We start from the raw sequence: 18,440 nt of genomic DNA on the forward strand, positions 1-18,440 counted from the left end.
ACATGGTATTTTCATCGTATTCGTACGAACCACCCCTATGCGCAAATATTTTAACTTCTTTTTGCTGCGCAAACGAATTGGAAGCATGAAAAGAGATAATCATTGAAAAAAGAATAAAATGAATATGTTTCATATTAATAATATATTTATTTGTTAATAGATTTTACGCATATCTTCCCATAATCTAGTGCATTAAATACCCAAAAGCTTTTGGTCTAACCATAGTCTCGGTATATACATTCCCAAAGCGGTCGGTAACCCTGATCTCCACCGTAGTTGTCGGGCCGGATGCTACCGCTCTAAACATATGCGTCGTTGGGGTGGATACGAAAGAGGTAGCAGGCGTTTCATTAGCGTTCAATCGTCTGGCATTATACGATGCGTTGTGCAGCGGATCATACGCGTTTACTCTTGTCACAGGTAACGGTACACCGTTTTCTATCATCTCCACTTTCCATTTCGAATCATAGCTCCAAACATTGACAAGGACAACATTATCGCTACGTTTATCTACGAATTTAGAATATGTATTCCATTCGTCTCCCCTATAATCGGGTGCATACTCCTCCTGTGTGATATGTACTTCATTGAGGTCATAGGCTCTGAACTGGTAATTCCTGTTGTAACCAATGCCTTTATAATACCAAGCCACATCCTTGTTATCCATTTCCCAAACACCGTAACCTCCGGGACTACCGTCCTTGCATACATGATTGCCTGCATATCCCACTGCACCGGTCCACCACCATGTGGCACATACAGCTCCGGTATTATGCTCCATCAAATTTGAAGAGTTTTCCACCGTATAATTTGTATGGATATGCCCGGTGATAACATGAACCTTGGAAAATCCGCTTACTGCAGCAACAAAATCCTCAGCATTCGTTAATGCGTACTTTGGTGGATTTTCCTGCCCGCCACTCAGAGATGGTCTTTGGTGTAACGGAATATGCATAGCAATGACAATGGGGGTACTTTTATCCTCGATCATCGCCAGGTCTTTTCTCAACCAATTCATCTGGTCTGCCACTATTGTTTCATTAACATGACGATTGCCCATACTATTGGGGGTAGCTCCACTATTTGCATACTCTACATTGTCCAACACCACGTAATGTACCCTCCCTATATTAAAGGAATAATAGTTCGGCCCCAGGATCTCCCTATACTTATCCGCAGTTGCCCAATCGCCGTCAACATAGGGATTATGATCATGATTTCCGATGGTATTAAACACGGGAGCATTTATAGCGTCCATTTGCGCCCTATATTCGGGCAAGCCATAATTGTTCGAACGCCAGAAAGTTTCCCAAGTTTGATCGCCAAGGGTCAGCGCATATACCTTCGTACCTGAACTCTGATAAGCCTGTATAGTTTCGTTTATATCTTTTAAGGCCATTTCTTGAAACTGCGCTATATCACCGTTCTCTTGCCTATTCGCCAAATGCATATCACCCAATGCCAATACGATGTGCTTGTCATTATTCACAGGCGTCAGTTCAAAATCCTTCGTTTCTGTCACACGCATAGGTCGGGTCAGCTTATTAAAAAAAAGAGGTAAACTACCGTCATTATTGACTTCATAATTGCCCGGTATAGAAACAAATATGTAGCCATTTTCCTTAGGGGACCAGAGGTAATAAACACCATTTTCATCGGTTTTCACTACATTATAGCCATCAGAAACCACAACATTTGCCACACCGACCCCACCCGAATAGACAACTCCTTTTAAATTCGTCCCTTCCCGATCCGGAATATTTCTATTGAAGACAATATCCAAAGAGGTATCCCCGACAATTGCAGTATGCTGCCCACGCTTTATTGTTACCCGATATTTTCCGGATAAAAATGCGGCCGGTAATACGATCTGGATATACGTCTCCATGAGGCTTTGGATATTCAACGTATACTCTTCACCGATTCCATTTAATGAACGAAATATAATCTGGTCATTCTTATCGAAGCCCTTACCCTCAATATCTAAGCTCCCTCCTTTTTCTATATCGATATATGGATCAATAGAGACATCGGCTAGTCGTATACCGGTTATGTCATCTTCGTCCTGTTCATGGTCGATAATAGGTTTGGCTTCCTTCGTGCAACTGTACAAATTCAAGGAAAGACCTATTCCTGTCACAGCCGAAACCCAAATAAAATCCCGACGGTTATAGTTTTTATTTTTTGGTTTCATTCGTTTATAATTCAAATTAATAACATTCATGCGGTAACTATACTAAGGTAGATATCGCATGAGAATATTATATTTAATTTCGGTTTTACACGATATTGACTGCAACGTCACCTTATTTAGCTATTCCCAATACTTGTTCCTGTTTTATCAGCTCACTTCTCAGTTTATCGTAATCAATGTTTTGAACAGCTTTATTGGTATCAATAGCTTGCACAGCAGCCACAGCAGCACTTTGCCCTAAAATCATAAACACAGGTTCCATTCTGATGGAGCCGAACGCAATATGGGAAGCCGATAGCGAAACAGGCACCAATAAATTCGTACATTCTTTTGCTTTTGGCGTTATCGAACGATAAGATATGGGATAGGGCGGAAATTTACCTACTTCTACATTTCCCTCATTTTTTACCATGCCATTTACTACAATACGTTGCACATTATGACTATCCATCGTATAAGCTGCCATACCTATCGGATCAGTGATTACTTCTTTACTTCTGCAATTGTGCTCTGTCATCACGTACTCTCCTATCATGCGTCTGCCTTCACGCACATACAATTGCGGCGTAAAATGTCCATGCTCGACATATTCGTCTTTCGGATAACCCCAGTTTTTCACAAAGTCCTGCAGCTCTTTCGGGACGCGTTCGTCACTTACATAAAAATAAAGTAACCCCTTTACATGCGCTACGTGTTCCTCGAATATCTTCTTCCGCTCTGCAAAGCTTGCCTCTGGCCAATTATGATTTCCACCAATCAAATTGGACGAAAAAGCGCCACGGTTGTTGATATCGGTTTTGCGATTTGGCATCCGGCTCCATATAAAATAATTATTGATTTTACGATCATTGGGCTGCGCTTCAAATAGGCGCACCAACAGCTCATATTTCTTTGGATCATATCCTTCCGGTTTCGTTATCGGAATCATATTCTCTGCACTATCTGTCAAACAGATCCGAAAATTATAAGCCTGAACCAGTTTGTCTCCTGTACCGGTGGGATTCGCCTGTCCGCTACTTATTCCCGGCAACAGGCCGCTTGATGGATCTCCCGGAACGATATACGGATTTACACCGTCGGGAAACTGATGATAACCGGATTGTTTTCGGTATGCTGCTAATTGATATCCATTTAACGTCTCCTTATATACGCTATTATCTTCTCTTCCCACCGTATACGATACGCCTGCCATAGCGAAAAGATCACCTTCATATGTACAGTCTAAAAAAACCTGTGCTTCAATTCGTTGTGTTGTTCTATCGGAACCATAGGTATCGGCTAAATCAACAGATTTAATTTGTGCTTTTTTCTTATTTACCTTTTTTATACGTTGGTTATAAATAACAGGAATATCAGCCGTTTTGATATAGGTTTCAAAAATTCTCTTCGCTTCTTTCGGTTCAAATTTCCAGGATTCATCCTGGCCATATACTTCACCTAATTGCTTATAGAATTCCCGCGATAATCCACCGATGGCATTTTTATTTCCGATGTCAGTCTGGCCTAAGCCTCCGGATGACAAACCACCAATATGACCGTCCGGTACAATGATCACGACAGATTTACCCATTTTCTTTGCTGTATAAGCAGCAACTACTCCTGCTGAGTTTCCACCATAAATACAGATATCATACGTATTGTTCGCGTATCCCATTGCCGCACTGATTAATACAGTCAGCATCATCAATACACATTTTGTCATCATTACCTTTCTCATTCTTTTTGATTTATATTGTTTTAAATAAAGTTTATTTTTTGTTGTTTACATATGGTTATATAGAGGGATACATCTATTACGGGCATTCCCTAGATATACCCTCTTAAAGTTATGTATCCTATTAATAGTATCAAGACCAGAGCCAATTTATCGATAGTAAGAGGACGATAAAAAAATAAAACGAAACCTGCTCATAGATTAAAAGATGCGAAGTCTCTTTTAACTCTACATCTTTATTAACTTACACACATTATGAAATGGTATCCTTAATAGACACATTTTCAGAAAATTCTGATGAAAAAAACATCAGTATTAAAGGTATTATAGTAAGTAAGCCTATAGTTATATACCATAATACATGGATTTTTTGCTTATGTCTAACCTTCAATAAAATGGTAACTAATACAAAGACATAAAGCAATGAATATAATATAAGATATATCATAATAAAATACTTGAATTTTTAAAACACTTATTACTCCTAAAAGGAGATATACTAAGCTCTGCTGAATTTTACCAGCACGCAGCAAAGCAAATTGTAATGCATCCTAAATTTTGTTTATTCTATTCAACTCTTACAACCTGACCAAAGACACCTATATTACCGAGAAAAAAGTGCGGTTGATTTTCAAAGGTTTCCATTGCCCTGATTCGGATAAATCTCACCACAGGCGCATCCATAGAAATAGTAATTTCATGACCTTCCTGCGCTGCAGCTATATCTTCAGCCGTCACTGGCTGTCCCGGAGACAAACCAGAGGGTCGGACGACTTCATGCTCTCCTAGCTTATACCAATTGGCATAATCGCCGTCAGGATCAGGGTTATCCGTCCCCCAAAGCTCAATTTTTTTAGGGCTGGCATTTGCATAGAGCAGTCCATGCTCCGTTATGACTCCCCGTTGCCAAAACTTAAAACGGGTCAGCTTAGCTACTACTCCCATATCAATAGTCACCTGATTGGGTACGCCTGAATTTGTCGCTGTACGGTACCATCCACCAGACCCAGAGGTGGCTCCCTCAAAATCACCATTCCAAAGGAACGGTACCCGGTTTACACCAAAATCACCAGGGTCATTGTCTAACTTGTGTGCTGCAAATCTAGCATAGTCTAATTCCCTTTCTATTAACCGAATTTCTTCTGTTTTAAAATTGGTATAAAAAGTATCGATTGCCAACGAGTCAGGACGATGCCAGGTACGATAATCGAATGTATCTCCCAACGCCACATTATCTAGTGTGGTACTTGTTTCGGTTGTCGGTACGAAAACCGTTGCTTCCACACCATCTGCATTGGTATAACGGATTTCAGAACCGACTTCGTTACTTTCTGGATTAAACCAGAGGACGATAGCCTGATCATCAAAAAAACTGATACTTTCTATCGCCCGATGAAAACGATTTTGCTGATATTCATCACCATACACCTGGCCCTCTACTGTCGACTTGATCGATCTGTCTCCTTCTGCATTAATAGAATAAATATCAAAAGAATAGAAACGTTCCTCCAGATCTTCAATAACGACACCTATACTGTCCACTCCGTCGGTTTTATTGACATCGATCGTCAAGGAATCCAAATTGCTATTCCAATAAACTTTCATTTGGATAATGTTCGGATCTTTTATTCTCCAGGAAAGCTGCGCCCGGTTTTTACCCGGATGGAACAAAACGGAGTCTGCCTTTCCCGTATAAATGATTTCTCCTCCTTCAAGAAACTCTTTATAAAAATGGTCTTGCTTTCTACAGCTGAAAAGCAGACAGCTTATACAAATATATGCGAACACGCATTTCATTATTATTTTCATGGTATATCAGTTAACAGGTTGACCATATAATCTAAACAAACTCATCCAGAAATAATCTGTAACGCCGTATGTCTCGAGAACCTTTATCCGAAAGTAACGCATAGGCTCTATATCAGCGGAGTATATATCGTATTCATGCCCTTCTACGGCTGCGGCGATATCATCCGGCGAATTATTGGGAATCGGAAGACCCGATGGTTTAATCAATTCACAATCGGCGATTTTTGTCCAACTATCAAAGGATCCATCCGGATTCGGATCATTACTGCCCCATAATTCAAAAAAACGTGGACTTCCCGCTGTGTATAGCAAATTTAGCTCCGCCACTGTTCCTCGCTGCCAAAATTTAAAGCGACTTAACCTTACCTTTTGCTTCATATCAAACGTAACCTGGGTCGGCATCGGCGTGCCATTATCCGCACGGAAATATGATCCAGCACCAGATAGGTTATTGTTCAATAGAAAAGTTAACACGGCGTTATTCCAGTGGTTCGGATCATTTGGCATCTTCATCGCTGTGAATAGAGAACGATCTAGCTCCACTTCATATATAGGAGTCAATTCTGTATTCAATATGTCAGATCTATTACCCCACCGATCATTTACAAAAATTCTAAAAGATTGCAGTCTGGATTCCAAACCTCTGACCTTCAAGACGTCTGCTTTTTTATTCGTATAAAACGTTTCTACGGTATACCATTCGCCATTTTCATTTATACTTTCTACAACCATAGACACGTCGGCTTCCTCGTCATTCTCAAATTCAATGGCCATTCCACCGAAAGCTTCGTCAACTTTTAATGATCTAAAAATGGTGGAAACAGGAGGTTCCAACGGGTTTACTTTTACAGCGATAGGTTCCGATCTTTTCAGATTTCGACCAACAGAATACAATTTCACTTCATATTCCCGTGAAGCTCCAAATCCAGCGATTTCCAGCGAATGATTGTAGTTAGAAGATTTAGACGTGACTATCCTCCCTTGTCCCATATCCACTTCTGCTTCCACGTATAATAAAGAGGTCTCCCGGGGAAGCGTGTAAGAAATCTCGACCTTTCCAGGTCTATTTTCTACTTTTGGGTCCCTTACTGCTTGTGGAATAACATCACTATCATACATGATTTTCGTAACTTCTTCCTTGCATGAAGACGTTAATAATATAGCGAGTATGGGTGTAATAATAGATTTTATCGTTTTCATCTCAATTAATTATATACAAAAAATATAAATCACCATCCCGGACTTTGTATCAAGCCCTTATTTCTCAGCATTTCAGATTCTTGAATAGGCCAGAAATAATCTTTCAACCCAAAGGTTTGGTTAAAAATAACAACCGGTCTATAATAGGTTTCCGGTGCTTGTTGCTGCGTATCCCAACCAACAATCGGGTTATTGAGTACCTGCGGAGCAGTTCTCCATCTCCTTAAATCCCAAAAACGGCTTCCTTCAAAAGCAAGTTCTATGCTCCGCTCCCGGCGAATAATATCGCGCAATCCTTGTTTTGTGTTGTACTTATTGGGTTGATTGGAATAATTGCTCCACGATTCTTCTATCGATTGAAGACCGGCTCTCGTGCGTATTAGATTTAAATAGTGAAATATTTCAGGTGAGGGGCCGAAGACCTCATTGGATGCTTCGGCATACAATAAATATAAATCTGCTAGCCGCATAATCGGCCATGGATACCGTTGTACCGTCCACTGCGCAGCTTGAGCCGCGTTCAAATAGTTTACCACTTTTTTGGGCAGGTATCCGGTCGCAGAGTAGGCGTATGCATGTCCAGATGCTGCCCCTCCCAACCTACTTTCCACATAGAAAGTCTCATCATCCGTCAATCGCCCGTGTCCATACCATCTTCCGCCATCAAATCCTAAATAGGCATAAAAACGCGGTTCACGGTCGAAATTGAGCGATGCTGTCGTATAGCCCTCTTTAATGTAATTTCTATCTATACGTTCCGCTGTTTTTAAGGTATAGCGGTTGGCATAATCCCAGGAAGTATCTTCTTCTATCGGCACTCCGTTTTCTGAATAAAACGACTCTACAATGGAGAACGGAACAGATAGATACCCACCGAAATACGTGGCATTTCCCGGAAACAGACGTGGGTATGCAGCAGTCTGTATACCGCCCGCTGTACTGTTGGTACTTCCCCAGATAATTTCTGAATTCCATCGCTCGGTCATCGCTGTCCTGAGATCCAATTCCGTCTGCGTCGTGTCGGAAATAACATGTCCGATATTCCCTATGTAATGAAGCTTCATATCTAAATCATGGCATAGATCAACGGCTTCTCTACATGCATCCGCAGCTCTCACCCATTTCTGCTCATCATATTGGCTATTAAAAAGAACTTCTCCTCGCGCATTCCGGTACTGCGGAAAATCCATATTACCATTGAACAACGGACTAGCCGCCGTGACTAGGACCTGTGCTTTAATCGCCATCGCTATCGGCTTGGTAATTCGCCCCAGCTCTTCCACGTCAAACTGAACTCTATCGGGCAGATCAGCAATGGCTTCATCCAGTAAACCTACTATATAATCTACTACCTGATCGATAGGGTCACGCGTCACCAATTTGACCTCCTCTACACCTACCGATATTGGCGGACTTTCGTGCATGATCGGAATTGGACCATACATGCGCATCAACCAAAAATGATAGTAAGCTTTCAGAAATTTCGCTTCCGCGCTCATTTTTGCTTTGTCATAATCCGACATATTCGGAACCAGATGGATATTGTCGAGAAAGATATTGCAGTCCCGGATTCCCATAAACATGTTATGTCCTCCTTTACTACCACCTTGCCAATAATTAATAATCGGGTCTTGCACATTTTGCAGTCCTCTGGCGATGGCAAAAGAATTGTATTCATAATAAGAATTAAACCACATTTCATCCGCCCCTGCAATCGCCGGATTTCCGCTGTAGGGATCCGCAAAACCGGGGAGCCAGGAATAACAGGTAAACAGGTATTTCTCGGCCGTCAAAGGCGTGCGAAAGGCATAGTCAAGCGTTGGTATATTATCTGGAGTCACATCCAGATAATTACAGGAAGTTAATGTTCCTGCAAAAAAAAGATAAAGTATATGTTTCTTAAATTTCATTTTCAACAAATTTTAAAAAGATACATGAACACCTAGATTATAGACCTGTTGGACGGGGTAACCCAGACCATTTCCCGCCATTTCGACATCCCACAGCTTGAAGCTGCTTAATGTCAGCAAGTTGATACCGCTAGCGTAAACACGAATACTTTCCAGTCCGATGCGTTCCAATTTGGATCTAGGGATGGTATAACCAAATTCGGCATTTTTCAACCGTAGGAAAGAGCCGTTTCGCATAAACCAAGTACTGCGTTGCATATTATTAGCATGTTCCAAAGTTGTTAATCTAGGCCATAACGCCATAACATTTGCATTATCTTCTGACCAATGATTATCCGCATACGCCTTCAGTAGCTGCTTTTCCCCAATAAAAGGTGAGGTAGCCGTCGGATCGATCCAAAAAGACTCTTGTGCCAGCCCCTGAAAAAAACAGGATAGATCAAAGTTTTTGAAGCCTGTCGAAATCCCAAAACCGTATACAATCTCCGGTCTAGTCGGATTTCCAATCGGTACCTGGTCCAATGCTGTAATCTGTCCGTCGCCGTTCACGTCCCGATATTTAATATCTCCTCCGCGGGTGGACATTCCAGTACCAAAGTTCTGCGTGGGGGAATTAGCGACTTCTTCGTCATCTACAAATAGTCGTTCAGCAATATATCCCCATTGCTGGGTTAACGGATAGCCGATTTTTGACTTCCACCATTCCTTATCATATTCCGGTTCCTCATTTATTTTATATTCACTCGTGGCATAGGTAAAATTACCACGTGCCGTGATCCAGAAATGGGGAGAAAAACTATGCTGATAATCTATCGACATATCCATTCCACGTCCTAATGCTTCTCCCACATTCGCTCTGATGGGTGCTGCAAAGCCCATATACGCCGGAATAAAAGCCCGTGTCATCAAGATGTTCTTTCTAATCTCTGAAAAGAAATCGGCTTGTATACCCACCTTATTAAAGAGTTTGAGTTCGACACCTAAGTTTGCCTTTTGTGCGATTTCCCATGTGATATCTGTATTCTCATAACGGTTGACGGAAACACCACTATTGGAATAATTCCAATCCGTCCCGAATACAGCACCTCGTCCGGAATTATCCATGTTGACATCTGAAAGATAAAAAAAACGATCTGTTGCACTACCAATTTCATCGTTCCCCACTAATCCGTACGTAGCTCTTAGTTTAAACAACGGTACAACGGACGAGAAAGGTTCCCAGAATTTTTCGTTCGATACCTGCCATGCTACTCCTCCAGATGGAAAGAGGCCAAACCGGTTGTTCATATAAAATCGCTCTGAGCCATTATATCCAAAGTTAAATTCTGCGGAGTAACGGCTATCATAATTATAGGTAAATCTTCCTGATAGCCCTAAATTACGGGCGGGTAGCGAGAGCTGTAAACTGCCGGCGTTCGCATCCAGCGCCTGACGCATAATATAAACCATCATGGCACTTACCCCATGTTTTTCCCGGAATGTGCGATTATAGTTCAGTGCGGACTCCAGATAAAAAATAGATTTTATTGTTTTTGATCCCGGATCAAAACTTAAATATTCTTCCCCTACAGGATAGGGACTACCTCCCCGTTCGTTGAGTACCTGCAGTGTCAAGTCTCCGGTTTGGCGGTCATAAAAAGAGGGTTGATAATAAAACGGTGAATAAGCACGTGAAAGACTAAAGTAAGACTGACGGTTTGTATTGGCCATGGCACGAAAAGAAAGTCCCTCCGTGAGAAAAGAAAGGTTTTGTTTCAATTCAAATTGTGCCATCAAAACCGAACGGGAATAATCACGGTACCCTTTGACCATATCTGCATAAGGATTAATATATCCATGTTCATCTGATCCACCAAACAAAATATGCTCGACGTGTGCGTATTCTTCCGTTTTTGGATAGTAGGCGGGAAACATGACCGGATTGCTACGCATCACCTTTTCGTACATTTCTTTACCACCGTCCAGTGGTCCGGTATATTCATCAAACGTACCATACATGCGCACACCTACCTCCGTTGTTTTGGTCAAATTGACATTGACATTCGACCGCAGAACGTACTTTTTAAGATCGATGTTATTGTTAAAATTATTTTGTCCGTCTACCTTCAGCACGCCATTGTCCTGCGTAAACGCACCCGCAAAATAATAACGTGCGACTTTCCCTCCCCCGCTAACACTCAAATTGGCGCGTTGGTTCATCGCATAATCTCGAAAAAGTTCTTTCCGCCAATCCGTAGCTGGATACATATACGGGTTTGTTCCCGCTATCGTGTTGTCTATATAGCTTTGCGGATACAGTAATCGAGCTAACGGATCCCTCGTTCTCACGGCTTCGTTATGCAAGCGCATATACGTAATGGGATCGGCAAGTTCCACATTCTGCGTTGGTGTCGAAATAGAATTTTCGAGACGGAAGGAGACTTTTGCCGGCCCTTCTTTTCCCTCTTTCGTCGTGACCAATATGACACCATTCGCTCCCCGAGCGCCATATAAAGCTGTTGATGCCGCATCTTTCATGATCGAAAAACTGGCTATATCATCGGGTTGTAGATTTCGCAAATCTGTGGTAGAGAATTCAACCCCATCAATTAGAATTAAAGGATCTACCTTTCCTGTTCCGAAAGAGGTTACACCGCGGATAAAAAAATCAGCATTATCCTGTCCGGGTTCTCCACTCCGTTGGTAAGCAATTATTCCTGCAATTCGCCCCGCTAACGCTGTTGTCAGGTTGCTGGATGGTATCCGAAGCTCACTCGGATTGATCGTGGTCATGGCACCCACTACTTCCGATTTCTTCTGCGTCCCAAAGGCCACCACGACTACTTCATCGATGTCGCTGTCGGCATAGCGCATCTTCACGTTCACCACGGATCTGTCCTTAACCGAAATTTCCTGTCTATTATATCCCACCATACTAAAGACCAATATGGCATTTGTAGGCACTTCCAGTACATACCGGCCGTTCAGATCGGTGGTTGTACCGATTCTATTATTGTCTTTCACCCCTACCGACACACCGGCAAGAGGCATTCCTAAAGAATCTGTTACTAAACCATTTACCGTTCTATCCTCTTGTTGTATGATAAGCACAGGCTCTTTTTTTATGACCGTTTTGGACACAGCGCGCAGTACAATTGTTCCATCATGCAGCTGATACGTCAGGGGTTGGTTTTCCATGAGTTTATCCAAGGCATTTTTGAGCGGCACATTTTGTAGGTTTACGCTCACCTTTTCCGTTTTTCGAAGGGCCTCCGCCGGATAAATAAAACGGTAGCCGGTCTGCTGCTTAATAGCGGAAAATACAGTCTCCAGCGAGGTGTTGTTTAAACGCAATGTGACCGTCTGTGCAAGTCCAGTCGACATGGCATTTAATGTAGCAATTAGCATAAAAGCAATTGTTAATTTCATTGCCAGAACATTTTTTTTAAACAGGTGAATACAACGATCTCGACGTCGTTGTCTCCTATGGATATTATACATATCTTTGTTATGGATTAAGGTTATAAATAAAAACAATTAATACAGTTAGTACAGCCTTGGTCTTTTTACTGGGGGTATAGGCGTACCCTCAGTTTATAGACTTTTTTTGGTTAATTCATCGTTCTTTTGTTTTCATAATTATATTGTCTTTTAGTTTAACATTTTCTATTCTCTAACCTGGAGTTTTTTCCCCACTATCGTAATTTTGTATGGCGTCAGGTCGCTCAACACCGCGCAGACAGCCGCAATGGATTCACTTTTCTTAATTCCTCCTATATATCGCTTATCGGCTAGTGGGATCGTAATATCCAATTCTACATTATACCAACGGGCGATATCATCCAATACTTCTTTCAATCGTTTACTATTAAAATAGAAATAACCTTCTTTCCACGCCAACGCTTCCTCTAGATCGGCTTTTCCAATTTCAATATTTCTATTCCCATTTCCGCTTATCGTCGCATAACCCGGTTCAATAATTTTACTATCTTCCGGTGTACTGACTTTAATTTTACCCTCCGTTAAAATCGTTTTAATTTTTTCTCTATAGAGATGAGTGTTGATATTAAATGCTGTACCTAAAGCCTCCACCTGTGTTTTTCCGACTTGTACCCTAAACGGTCTAGTGGCGTCTTTGGCAACTTCAAAATAGGCTTCACCGCGTACGGTTACTTTCCGCTCGTCTCCCGTAAAGGCTGATGGAAACTCCAATTCGGAATCGGCATTTAACCATACTTTAGTTCCGTCAGCCAATTGGATGTGGTACGTCCCTCCTAAGGGTACATGTAATTTGTGATGCTGCACCGTTGCATTTTTTGCAGTACTATAATCTAATGTTGAGCCCGAGATGGATAGGGTCATCTGACCATCCACTACGGTACGTTCTTCCTCCTCTTCCAATACCGTGACGGTACCATCGGATAAGGTCAACGTAGCGAGGGTTCTTCCCGGAGCCACCTCCATAACCTGCTGTGTTTTTTCTGCAAACCTATTTTCCTTTTGTTTTTTTAGAAAGAAGCTTCCCGCTACTCCACAAATGACAAGCACGGAAGCTGCGACAGCCCACCATGTCCTATGCCCGGTTTTTCTATTTGTGTTATGGCGATATTTTTCGAGTACAGACTGCCACTCTTTTTCGACATTAATCGTTTGATAGTCCGTAAGCCTTTTATTGATTTCTTCTAAAGGTAAATCTTGATTAGCTATCCACGAACGCAATGTTGGATATTTTTTCGCCATATCCATCAGTTCGTTGTATTCCTCTTCCGAAATATCGCCTCGTATATATTTGGAGACAAGCTCAGCAGCCTTTACATATTCATCATCCATCGGTTCTCTCATGTGCCGTTTTTTATCTTTATACTACCAATCCCTTGGTGATATAACATTAAGACACCTATACATGAAAAAAGGATGAAAAGGGGTGAAAATTTTTCTAAAAAAAGATGAGAACAAAACTTTTCAGTACGGACACCACTGGAGCGAGCCTATGTCGAAGAAGTTCTACCGAACGCCTTTTTTGTGTTTTTATCGTATTGATCGAAACACCACATAGTTCTGCTGCTTCACTATTTGACTTGCCCTCCAACCAGGTCAGTCTACATACTTCCTGACAGGATTTAGGAAGAGATTCGATGGCTTTATATAAGTTATGAATGGTTTCGGCATAAATCATGGCATCTAAAATACGAGCGTCGTCGATCTCATTCAATGGATTGATTTGATGGTATTCATCCTGAACTTTCTGATGCCTGATATAGTTGAGGGCAGTATTTCGAACAGCGGTATAGAGGTAACTTTTTATTGCTTTTTCATGAGAAGGAAGTTCCTCCACCTTCTCCAACATTTTTACAAAGGTATCTTGAACAATGTCTAACGCAATTTCTCGGCATTTCACAATATGCCATGAAAATTCTACGAGGGGAATATAATATTGCTCAAATAGAATCTTTATCTGCGTTTCCGTCAAAACCTTATCCATGCATTTAAATTTATAACCGCTTCATATTTTTTATGTTGCAAACATATGTAAAATAAATAAAGACGTTATTACAGAGGTGTTATCAAAATATTAAGTTCGGTTCAAATATAGTAAAATAATTTTCACTGTCAACTCTTGATATAACTTCTGGTAAATCGACATGCAATAATAGGTGAATTATTGAGTTACCGAGATCAATCCAATAATAATTCAGGATAATCTGTTATAATACCATCTACTCCCATTGCCTTCAATTCTTCAATCTCTTTTTTCGTGTTGGGCGTCCAAACGACGACCTTCATTCCCATCTTTTGGCATTTTTCGACATCTTCCGGTGTTATGTATTTGAAATTTGGGCTATATATATCAGGTCGAAACCCGAGTACTTCCAAGTCTTCCTCAACAGTAAAATCTTTCCTCCTAGCACCTACTAAATAGGAGGTTCTAACATGTGGATATTTTTCTTTTAGTACGCGTAAGGTCCGGACATCGGCGGACTGTACAATGACATAGGGCGTAATACCTTTCTTTTCAACGATCTCCATCAGCAACTTCACAAACTCTTCCGGAACAGGATTATATTGATGATCACCTTTCTCAGACGATTTGGTTTCTATATTATAAAAAACTTGTTCCCTCTCTTGTTTCTCAATAAAATGTTGTACAGAATCGATGACGTCTTCCAGTAAGGGGATGGAAACTTCCATTTTATGCTGTTTCGGAAAAAGATGATGAACTTTTGATCCAACATCAAATTGCTTCAATTCCGCATAGGTCATCTGCATAACGGGATAACGCTCTTTTTCCTCCTTTGTGAGATCATCTCCATTAGGTTTCCGTGTAAACCAGGGGTTCAAATAATTATCATGTCCCAACACAAGCTTTCCATCCGCCGTCACTCTTACGTCCATCTCCAACGTTGTAATGCCATCCAGAGAAAGGCTATAGAGCATAGCTGGAATTGTATTTTCCGGCATCACTCCCCGCCCTCCGCGATGACTCTCGGTATCAAAGGTGGGAAGCGCGGCAGGTTCTTTTTTGGATGGTTGTCCTTTCATGGTGGAACAGGAGGTCGTAAACCCCGCTATGATCAAGATTAAAAAAAGCTTCGTTCGTAATCGTTTATTATGTTTCATTTTATTCGTTTTTCTGTTTTCGAATCACCGTACTTAATTGATTTTTAACAAGATGTTTCTTGCCTGCTTTGCCATAGCGCGATCTTGACTACGGGATAGTATTTCTAGTTTCTCTCGTATTCTTTCATCTATTCGAGGTTTATTGCTTTCGATGATATTCAACGCTTTTGTAACGTAATGTTCTTGAAGGTTAGGTAGCGAGGAAAGAAGCATGACCATCGTATTAGCGTTCATGGGAACAGAAGCTAATCGGTCTAGTAGTGCATTTTTAAGCGCATTGTCCGCCGCCGGAAAATAGACCAGCAACTGTTGTTGGATATTCGGTAAAAACAGGACGCTATCTTTCAACTGTGCCAACGCCCAGTGCGGTATATACATATCGCTGCTCCCCACCAGTTTAACAATATCGCTCCCCAATCGACTATGCTGTTCTTCCGTGATATGTTTGAAAACAAAACCCACATAATCCCTGTTGTCGGAAGCTAGCATATTTTTAACGACAGCATCATCGGACATGAATGACTTGGTATGTGCTTTGATCTTCGCCCGTATAGCACCATTCGTAAAATGCCAAAGCGTGTATACCGTATACAGTGCCCCTTCAACCGTTGCGGCACTAAATGTCAAGCTGGTAGGCCGTGTAACCGCATCTATCTGTTGAGATCGCAAATAACCGGCAGTATCTATCATGTCATTTACTTCATAGTCCCGAAGAATGGCGGCAGTATCAGAAAGTATGCGATGCAGCTGTTTATGATCTTCATCCGTGAATTCTATATGATCAAATTTGGTCAGGGAATACAAATCTGCTGTATGGTATGCTATAAATTGCCCCAATAAATCCCAACTTACCGTGAGACTGATCGGCTTACATAAACCATCCGAACAAACGCCCGTCTCTAAATGGGCTGTATAAATAACCGGATAGCCATCTTCCTTATAGATAAGGTCAACGTCTACCTCTACGGAATCGTTGACCTTAAAATGGAATGCCGGAACTGTTTTATTAGACGTTTGCACATCTTGCGCATAACAGCTGCCGCCTATCCAGAAAATCAGGAAATATACAATACCTACTTTTATCCCATTACGCATAGCATCGGATTTCAAAAATCCGGGCAAGTTTATCATCATGTGTTTTTGTCACTTTAATCCGCACGGTATCTGCCTGCACTTGTGGAAAACTATGCACGAATTTACGTAAATAATTTTTCTCAAAATACGCCTCGTAAACTACTTTCCCCTTATTGCTCAATTCAATCTTAAAATCAGAGACCGTTTCAGGTTGATACCCTCTTATTTGATTCCTTTGAACCGAACGCTGTCCGGATAGACGTAAGAAACGATTCAAGCCTGTATCAAAAGTACATTCCACCGTCGCGATTCGTTGTGGCTTTTTCCAGTTCAGTTCAATCCAGGGTTCACCATCTGCCATTTCTGCGCGCCATTGATGAGCCGCACCATCCTGTATGTCACGGTTCACACCATCAATAACATAACCCGCTTTCCCTTCGGCCGTTTCGTGAGACGCTTTTACCTGTGCCGAACGTGCCAAATCCTGATCGTCACTATTTACCACGCCCAGCATCGCCTGATCCTGACGTAATAATATTTGCTGAAACTTCGCTAAATGCTTTTTATCCAGACAAAGCTCTTTGGGCGTCAACGCATGCCTGATATTGTAGGCCATCGCCGTACCAATCGCTTGACCCAGCACTGCACATGTAGCCATTACCCTCGTGGTGGACAGCGCAACATGGGATACGCTGATATTGCGGCCGGCCATATACAGATTCTTGAAACTCCTACTGTATAAAGATCGCATAGGAATGGAGTAAGGTCCCTTTAAGGGGATCGAGCGGAAAGGTTTCTGTGAGGTGTCGTCCATACCTTCGGGGAGATGGTCGTCTAACGGCCATCCGCCATAGGCGACACGGTCTTCCAATAAGGAAGGCGCCTGGGCATCCCGTTGTGTCATCACATAATCACCGGTAATGCGCCGGCTTTCTCTCTTACCGGGGATCATCCCAAACCAACTCAGCGCCCAATTGGCCGATTTGGGGTGGTCACCTGAGTTTTTAACATAGTCCCAGATGCCAAAGACAACCGCCATTAAATCATCCCGGATCTTTTGCCCATCGTTGACGATATCTTCCATGCCACCCAATTCAATCCACCAATAACCATATTCGTAAGAACGTATCTTGCGGTGCTGAAAATCTTTGAACGTATATTTCCTTGCCCATGAAGGCGCCACAAAAGGCATCGGTTTATCATGTTCGCGCGCTTCAAACATCAAACTGTTTCCCATGGTAATATCATCGGCTTTTTCAAGACCTAACGACTCATTATACGTCGATTTTGCTTCGCGTCCGCGCATAAATTCTGCACCGGCGAGAGCTGCCAAAGTTCCGTCACCGGTACAATCTGCAAATTTTTTCGCAGTAATTTCATACAGTTCTTCCGTTGGCGAACAAAAAGCATTTACCCGGCTGATATTATCGCCCTCCGTGAACACCTCATACATGACCGTATCCAGCAATAACGTGATGTTTTTTTCTGAAAAGACTTTATCATACAGCACATAATCGAGCATCTCGTAGCAATCCTGTGGATTGGTGACAGATTCGGTCAGCATGAGTTCTTCCAAAATCCCTGTTTCCCGCCACACCTGTTTCAAAGCGGTAGCCCCCACGATATGCATCCGGATCTCGCTGCTGGCATTCCCGCCCAAACGGGAACGGTCCTGCACCAGGACAACTTTCGCACCATTTCTCGCGGCTGCCAGCGCGGCACAGACGCCGGATAAACCACCTCCTGCAATCAATATATCGGTGTCGATCTTGCGTCGTGCATAAACGTCATCCTTTTTATCGATGGCCGCAATCTCCTCTTTTATGCTTTCCGAGCTAAATCCGGCCGTAGGGTTCATCAGTAACGCGCCCGATCCCAGCCCGATCGTCTTGATAAAATTTCTTCTGTTCGCTTTAATCTTCTTCTCTTCCATATCTTATAT

The 18,440-nt window shown here is 42.0% G+C and carries 11 protein-coding genes; all 11 read right to left on the minus strand.

All coding sequences use genetic code 11. The features are described 5' to 3' along the window. Positions 1–184: 184 nt before the first annotated feature. A complete protein-coding gene (locus tag FXV77_RS08070) occupies positions 185–2,194 on the minus strand; it encodes a calcineurin-like phosphoesterase C-terminal domain-containing protein (protein ID WP_187444065.1) in 2,010 nt (669 codons plus the stop codon). A gap of 112 nt (positions 2,195–2,306) precedes the next feature. Beyond that, positions 2,307–3,911 carry an FAD-dependent oxidoreductase gene (locus tag FXV77_RS08075; protein ID WP_222867743.1) on the minus strand — a complete coding sequence of 535 codons (1,605 nt, stop codon included), beginning with the start codon at positions 3,909–3,911 and terminating at the stop codon, positions 2,307–2,309. A 564-nt stretch (positions 3,912–4,475) separates the two neighbouring features. After that, complete coding sequence (locus tag FXV77_RS08080; protein ID WP_148918722.1) at positions 4,476–5,717, minus strand: DUF4998 domain-containing protein; 1,242 nt, start codon at positions 5,715–5,717, stop codon at positions 4,476–4,478. 6 nt (positions 5,718–5,723) lie between these two features. Continuing rightward, a complete protein-coding gene (locus tag FXV77_RS08085) occupies positions 5,724–6,917 on the minus strand; it encodes a DUF5000 domain-containing lipoprotein (protein ID WP_148918723.1) in 1,194 nt (397 codons plus the stop codon). A gap of 29 nt (positions 6,918–6,946) precedes the next feature. Then, positions 6,947–8,827, minus strand: coding sequence for a RagB/SusD family nutrient uptake outer membrane protein (locus FXV77_RS08090; protein ID WP_148918724.1), 1,881 nt, complete (start codon positions 8,825–8,827; stop codon positions 6,947–6,949). Positions 8,828–8,839: 12 nt separating this feature from the next. Beyond that, the gene (locus FXV77_RS08095; RefSeq protein ID WP_246162359.1) at positions 8,840–12,235 is read right to left on the minus strand and encodes a TonB-dependent receptor; all 3,396 of its coding nucleotides are present in this window, start codon (positions 12,233–12,235) and stop codon (positions 8,840–8,842) included. A 237-nt stretch (positions 12,236–12,472) separates the two neighbouring features. Further along, positions 12,473–13,648, minus strand: coding sequence for a FecR family protein (locus FXV77_RS08100; protein WP_148918725.1), 1,176 nt, complete (start codon positions 13,646–13,648; stop codon positions 12,473–12,475). Between the two features lie 94 nt (positions 13,649–13,742). Next, positions 13,743–14,288 carry a sigma-70 family RNA polymerase sigma factor gene (locus FXV77_RS08105; RefSeq protein ID WP_148918726.1) on the minus strand — a complete coding sequence of 182 codons (546 nt, stop codon included), beginning with the start codon at positions 14,286–14,288 and terminating at the stop codon, positions 13,743–13,745. Positions 14,289–14,482: 194 nt separating this feature from the next. Next, positions 14,483–15,424, minus strand: coding sequence for a glycerophosphodiester phosphodiesterase family protein (locus FXV77_RS08110; protein WP_222867745.1), 942 nt, complete (start codon positions 15,422–15,424; stop codon positions 14,483–14,485). Between the two features lie 33 nt (positions 15,425–15,457). Beyond that, positions 15,458–16,558, minus strand: a complete 1,101-nt coding sequence (locus FXV77_RS08115; protein WP_148918727.1) for a hypothetical protein — start codon at positions 16,556–16,558, stop codon at positions 15,458–15,460. Next, positions 16,512–18,431 (minus strand): FAD-dependent oxidoreductase, encoded by a 1,920-nt coding sequence (locus FXV77_RS08120; protein ID WP_148918728.1) that lies wholly within the window; start codon positions 18,429–18,431, stop codon positions 16,512–16,514. The genes FXV77_RS08115 and FXV77_RS08120 overlap by 47 nt, the downstream gene beginning before the upstream one ends. Between the last annotated feature and the right edge of the window lie 9 nt (positions 18,432–18,440).

Source organism: Sphingobacterium phlebotomi (assembly GCF_008180195.1).
Classification (GTDB): domain Bacteria; phylum Bacteroidota; class Bacteroidia; order Sphingobacteriales; family Sphingobacteriaceae; genus Sphingobacterium; species Sphingobacterium phlebotomi.

Excerpts from the sequence above, each read along its gene's own strand:
- FXV77_RS08070 (WP_187444065.1), bottom strand. The coding sequence starts at position 2,194 with ATGAAACCAAAAAATAAAAACTATAACCGTCGGGATTTTATTTGGGTT.
- FXV77_RS08075 (WP_222867743.1), bottom strand. The coding sequence starts at position 3,911 with ATGAGAAAGGTAATGATGACAAAATGTGTATTGATGATGCTGACTGTA.
- FXV77_RS08080 (WP_148918722.1), bottom strand. The coding sequence starts at position 5,717 with ATGAAAATAATAATGAAATGCGTGTTCGCATATATTTGTATAAGCTGT.
- FXV77_RS08085 (WP_148918723.1), bottom strand. The coding sequence starts at position 6,917 with ATGAAAACGATAAAATCTATTATTACACCCATACTCGCTATATTATTA.
- FXV77_RS08090 (WP_148918724.1), bottom strand. The coding sequence starts at position 8,827 with ATGAAATTTAAGAAACATATACTTTATCTTTTTTTTGCAGGAACATTA.
- FXV77_RS08095 (WP_246162359.1), bottom strand. The coding sequence starts at position 12,235 with ATGAAATTAACAATTGCTTTTATGCTAATTGCTACATTAAATGCCATG.
- FXV77_RS08100 (WP_148918725.1), bottom strand. The coding sequence starts at position 13,648 with ATGAGAGAACCGATGGATGATGAATATGTAAAGGCTGCTGAGCTTGTC.
- FXV77_RS08105 (WP_148918726.1), bottom strand. The coding sequence starts at position 14,288 with ATGGATAAGGTTTTGACGGAAACGCAGATAAAGATTCTATTTGAGCAA.
- FXV77_RS08110 (WP_222867745.1), bottom strand. The coding sequence starts at position 15,424 with ATGAAACATAATAAACGATTACGAACGAAGCTTTTTTTAATCTTGATC.
- FXV77_RS08115 (WP_148918727.1), bottom strand. The coding sequence starts at position 16,558 with ATGATGATAAACTTGCCCGGATTTTTGAAATCCGATGCTATGCGTAAT.
- FXV77_RS08120 (WP_148918728.1), bottom strand. The coding sequence starts at position 18,431 with ATGGAAGAGAAGAAGATTAAAGCGAACAGAAGAAATTTTATCAAGACG.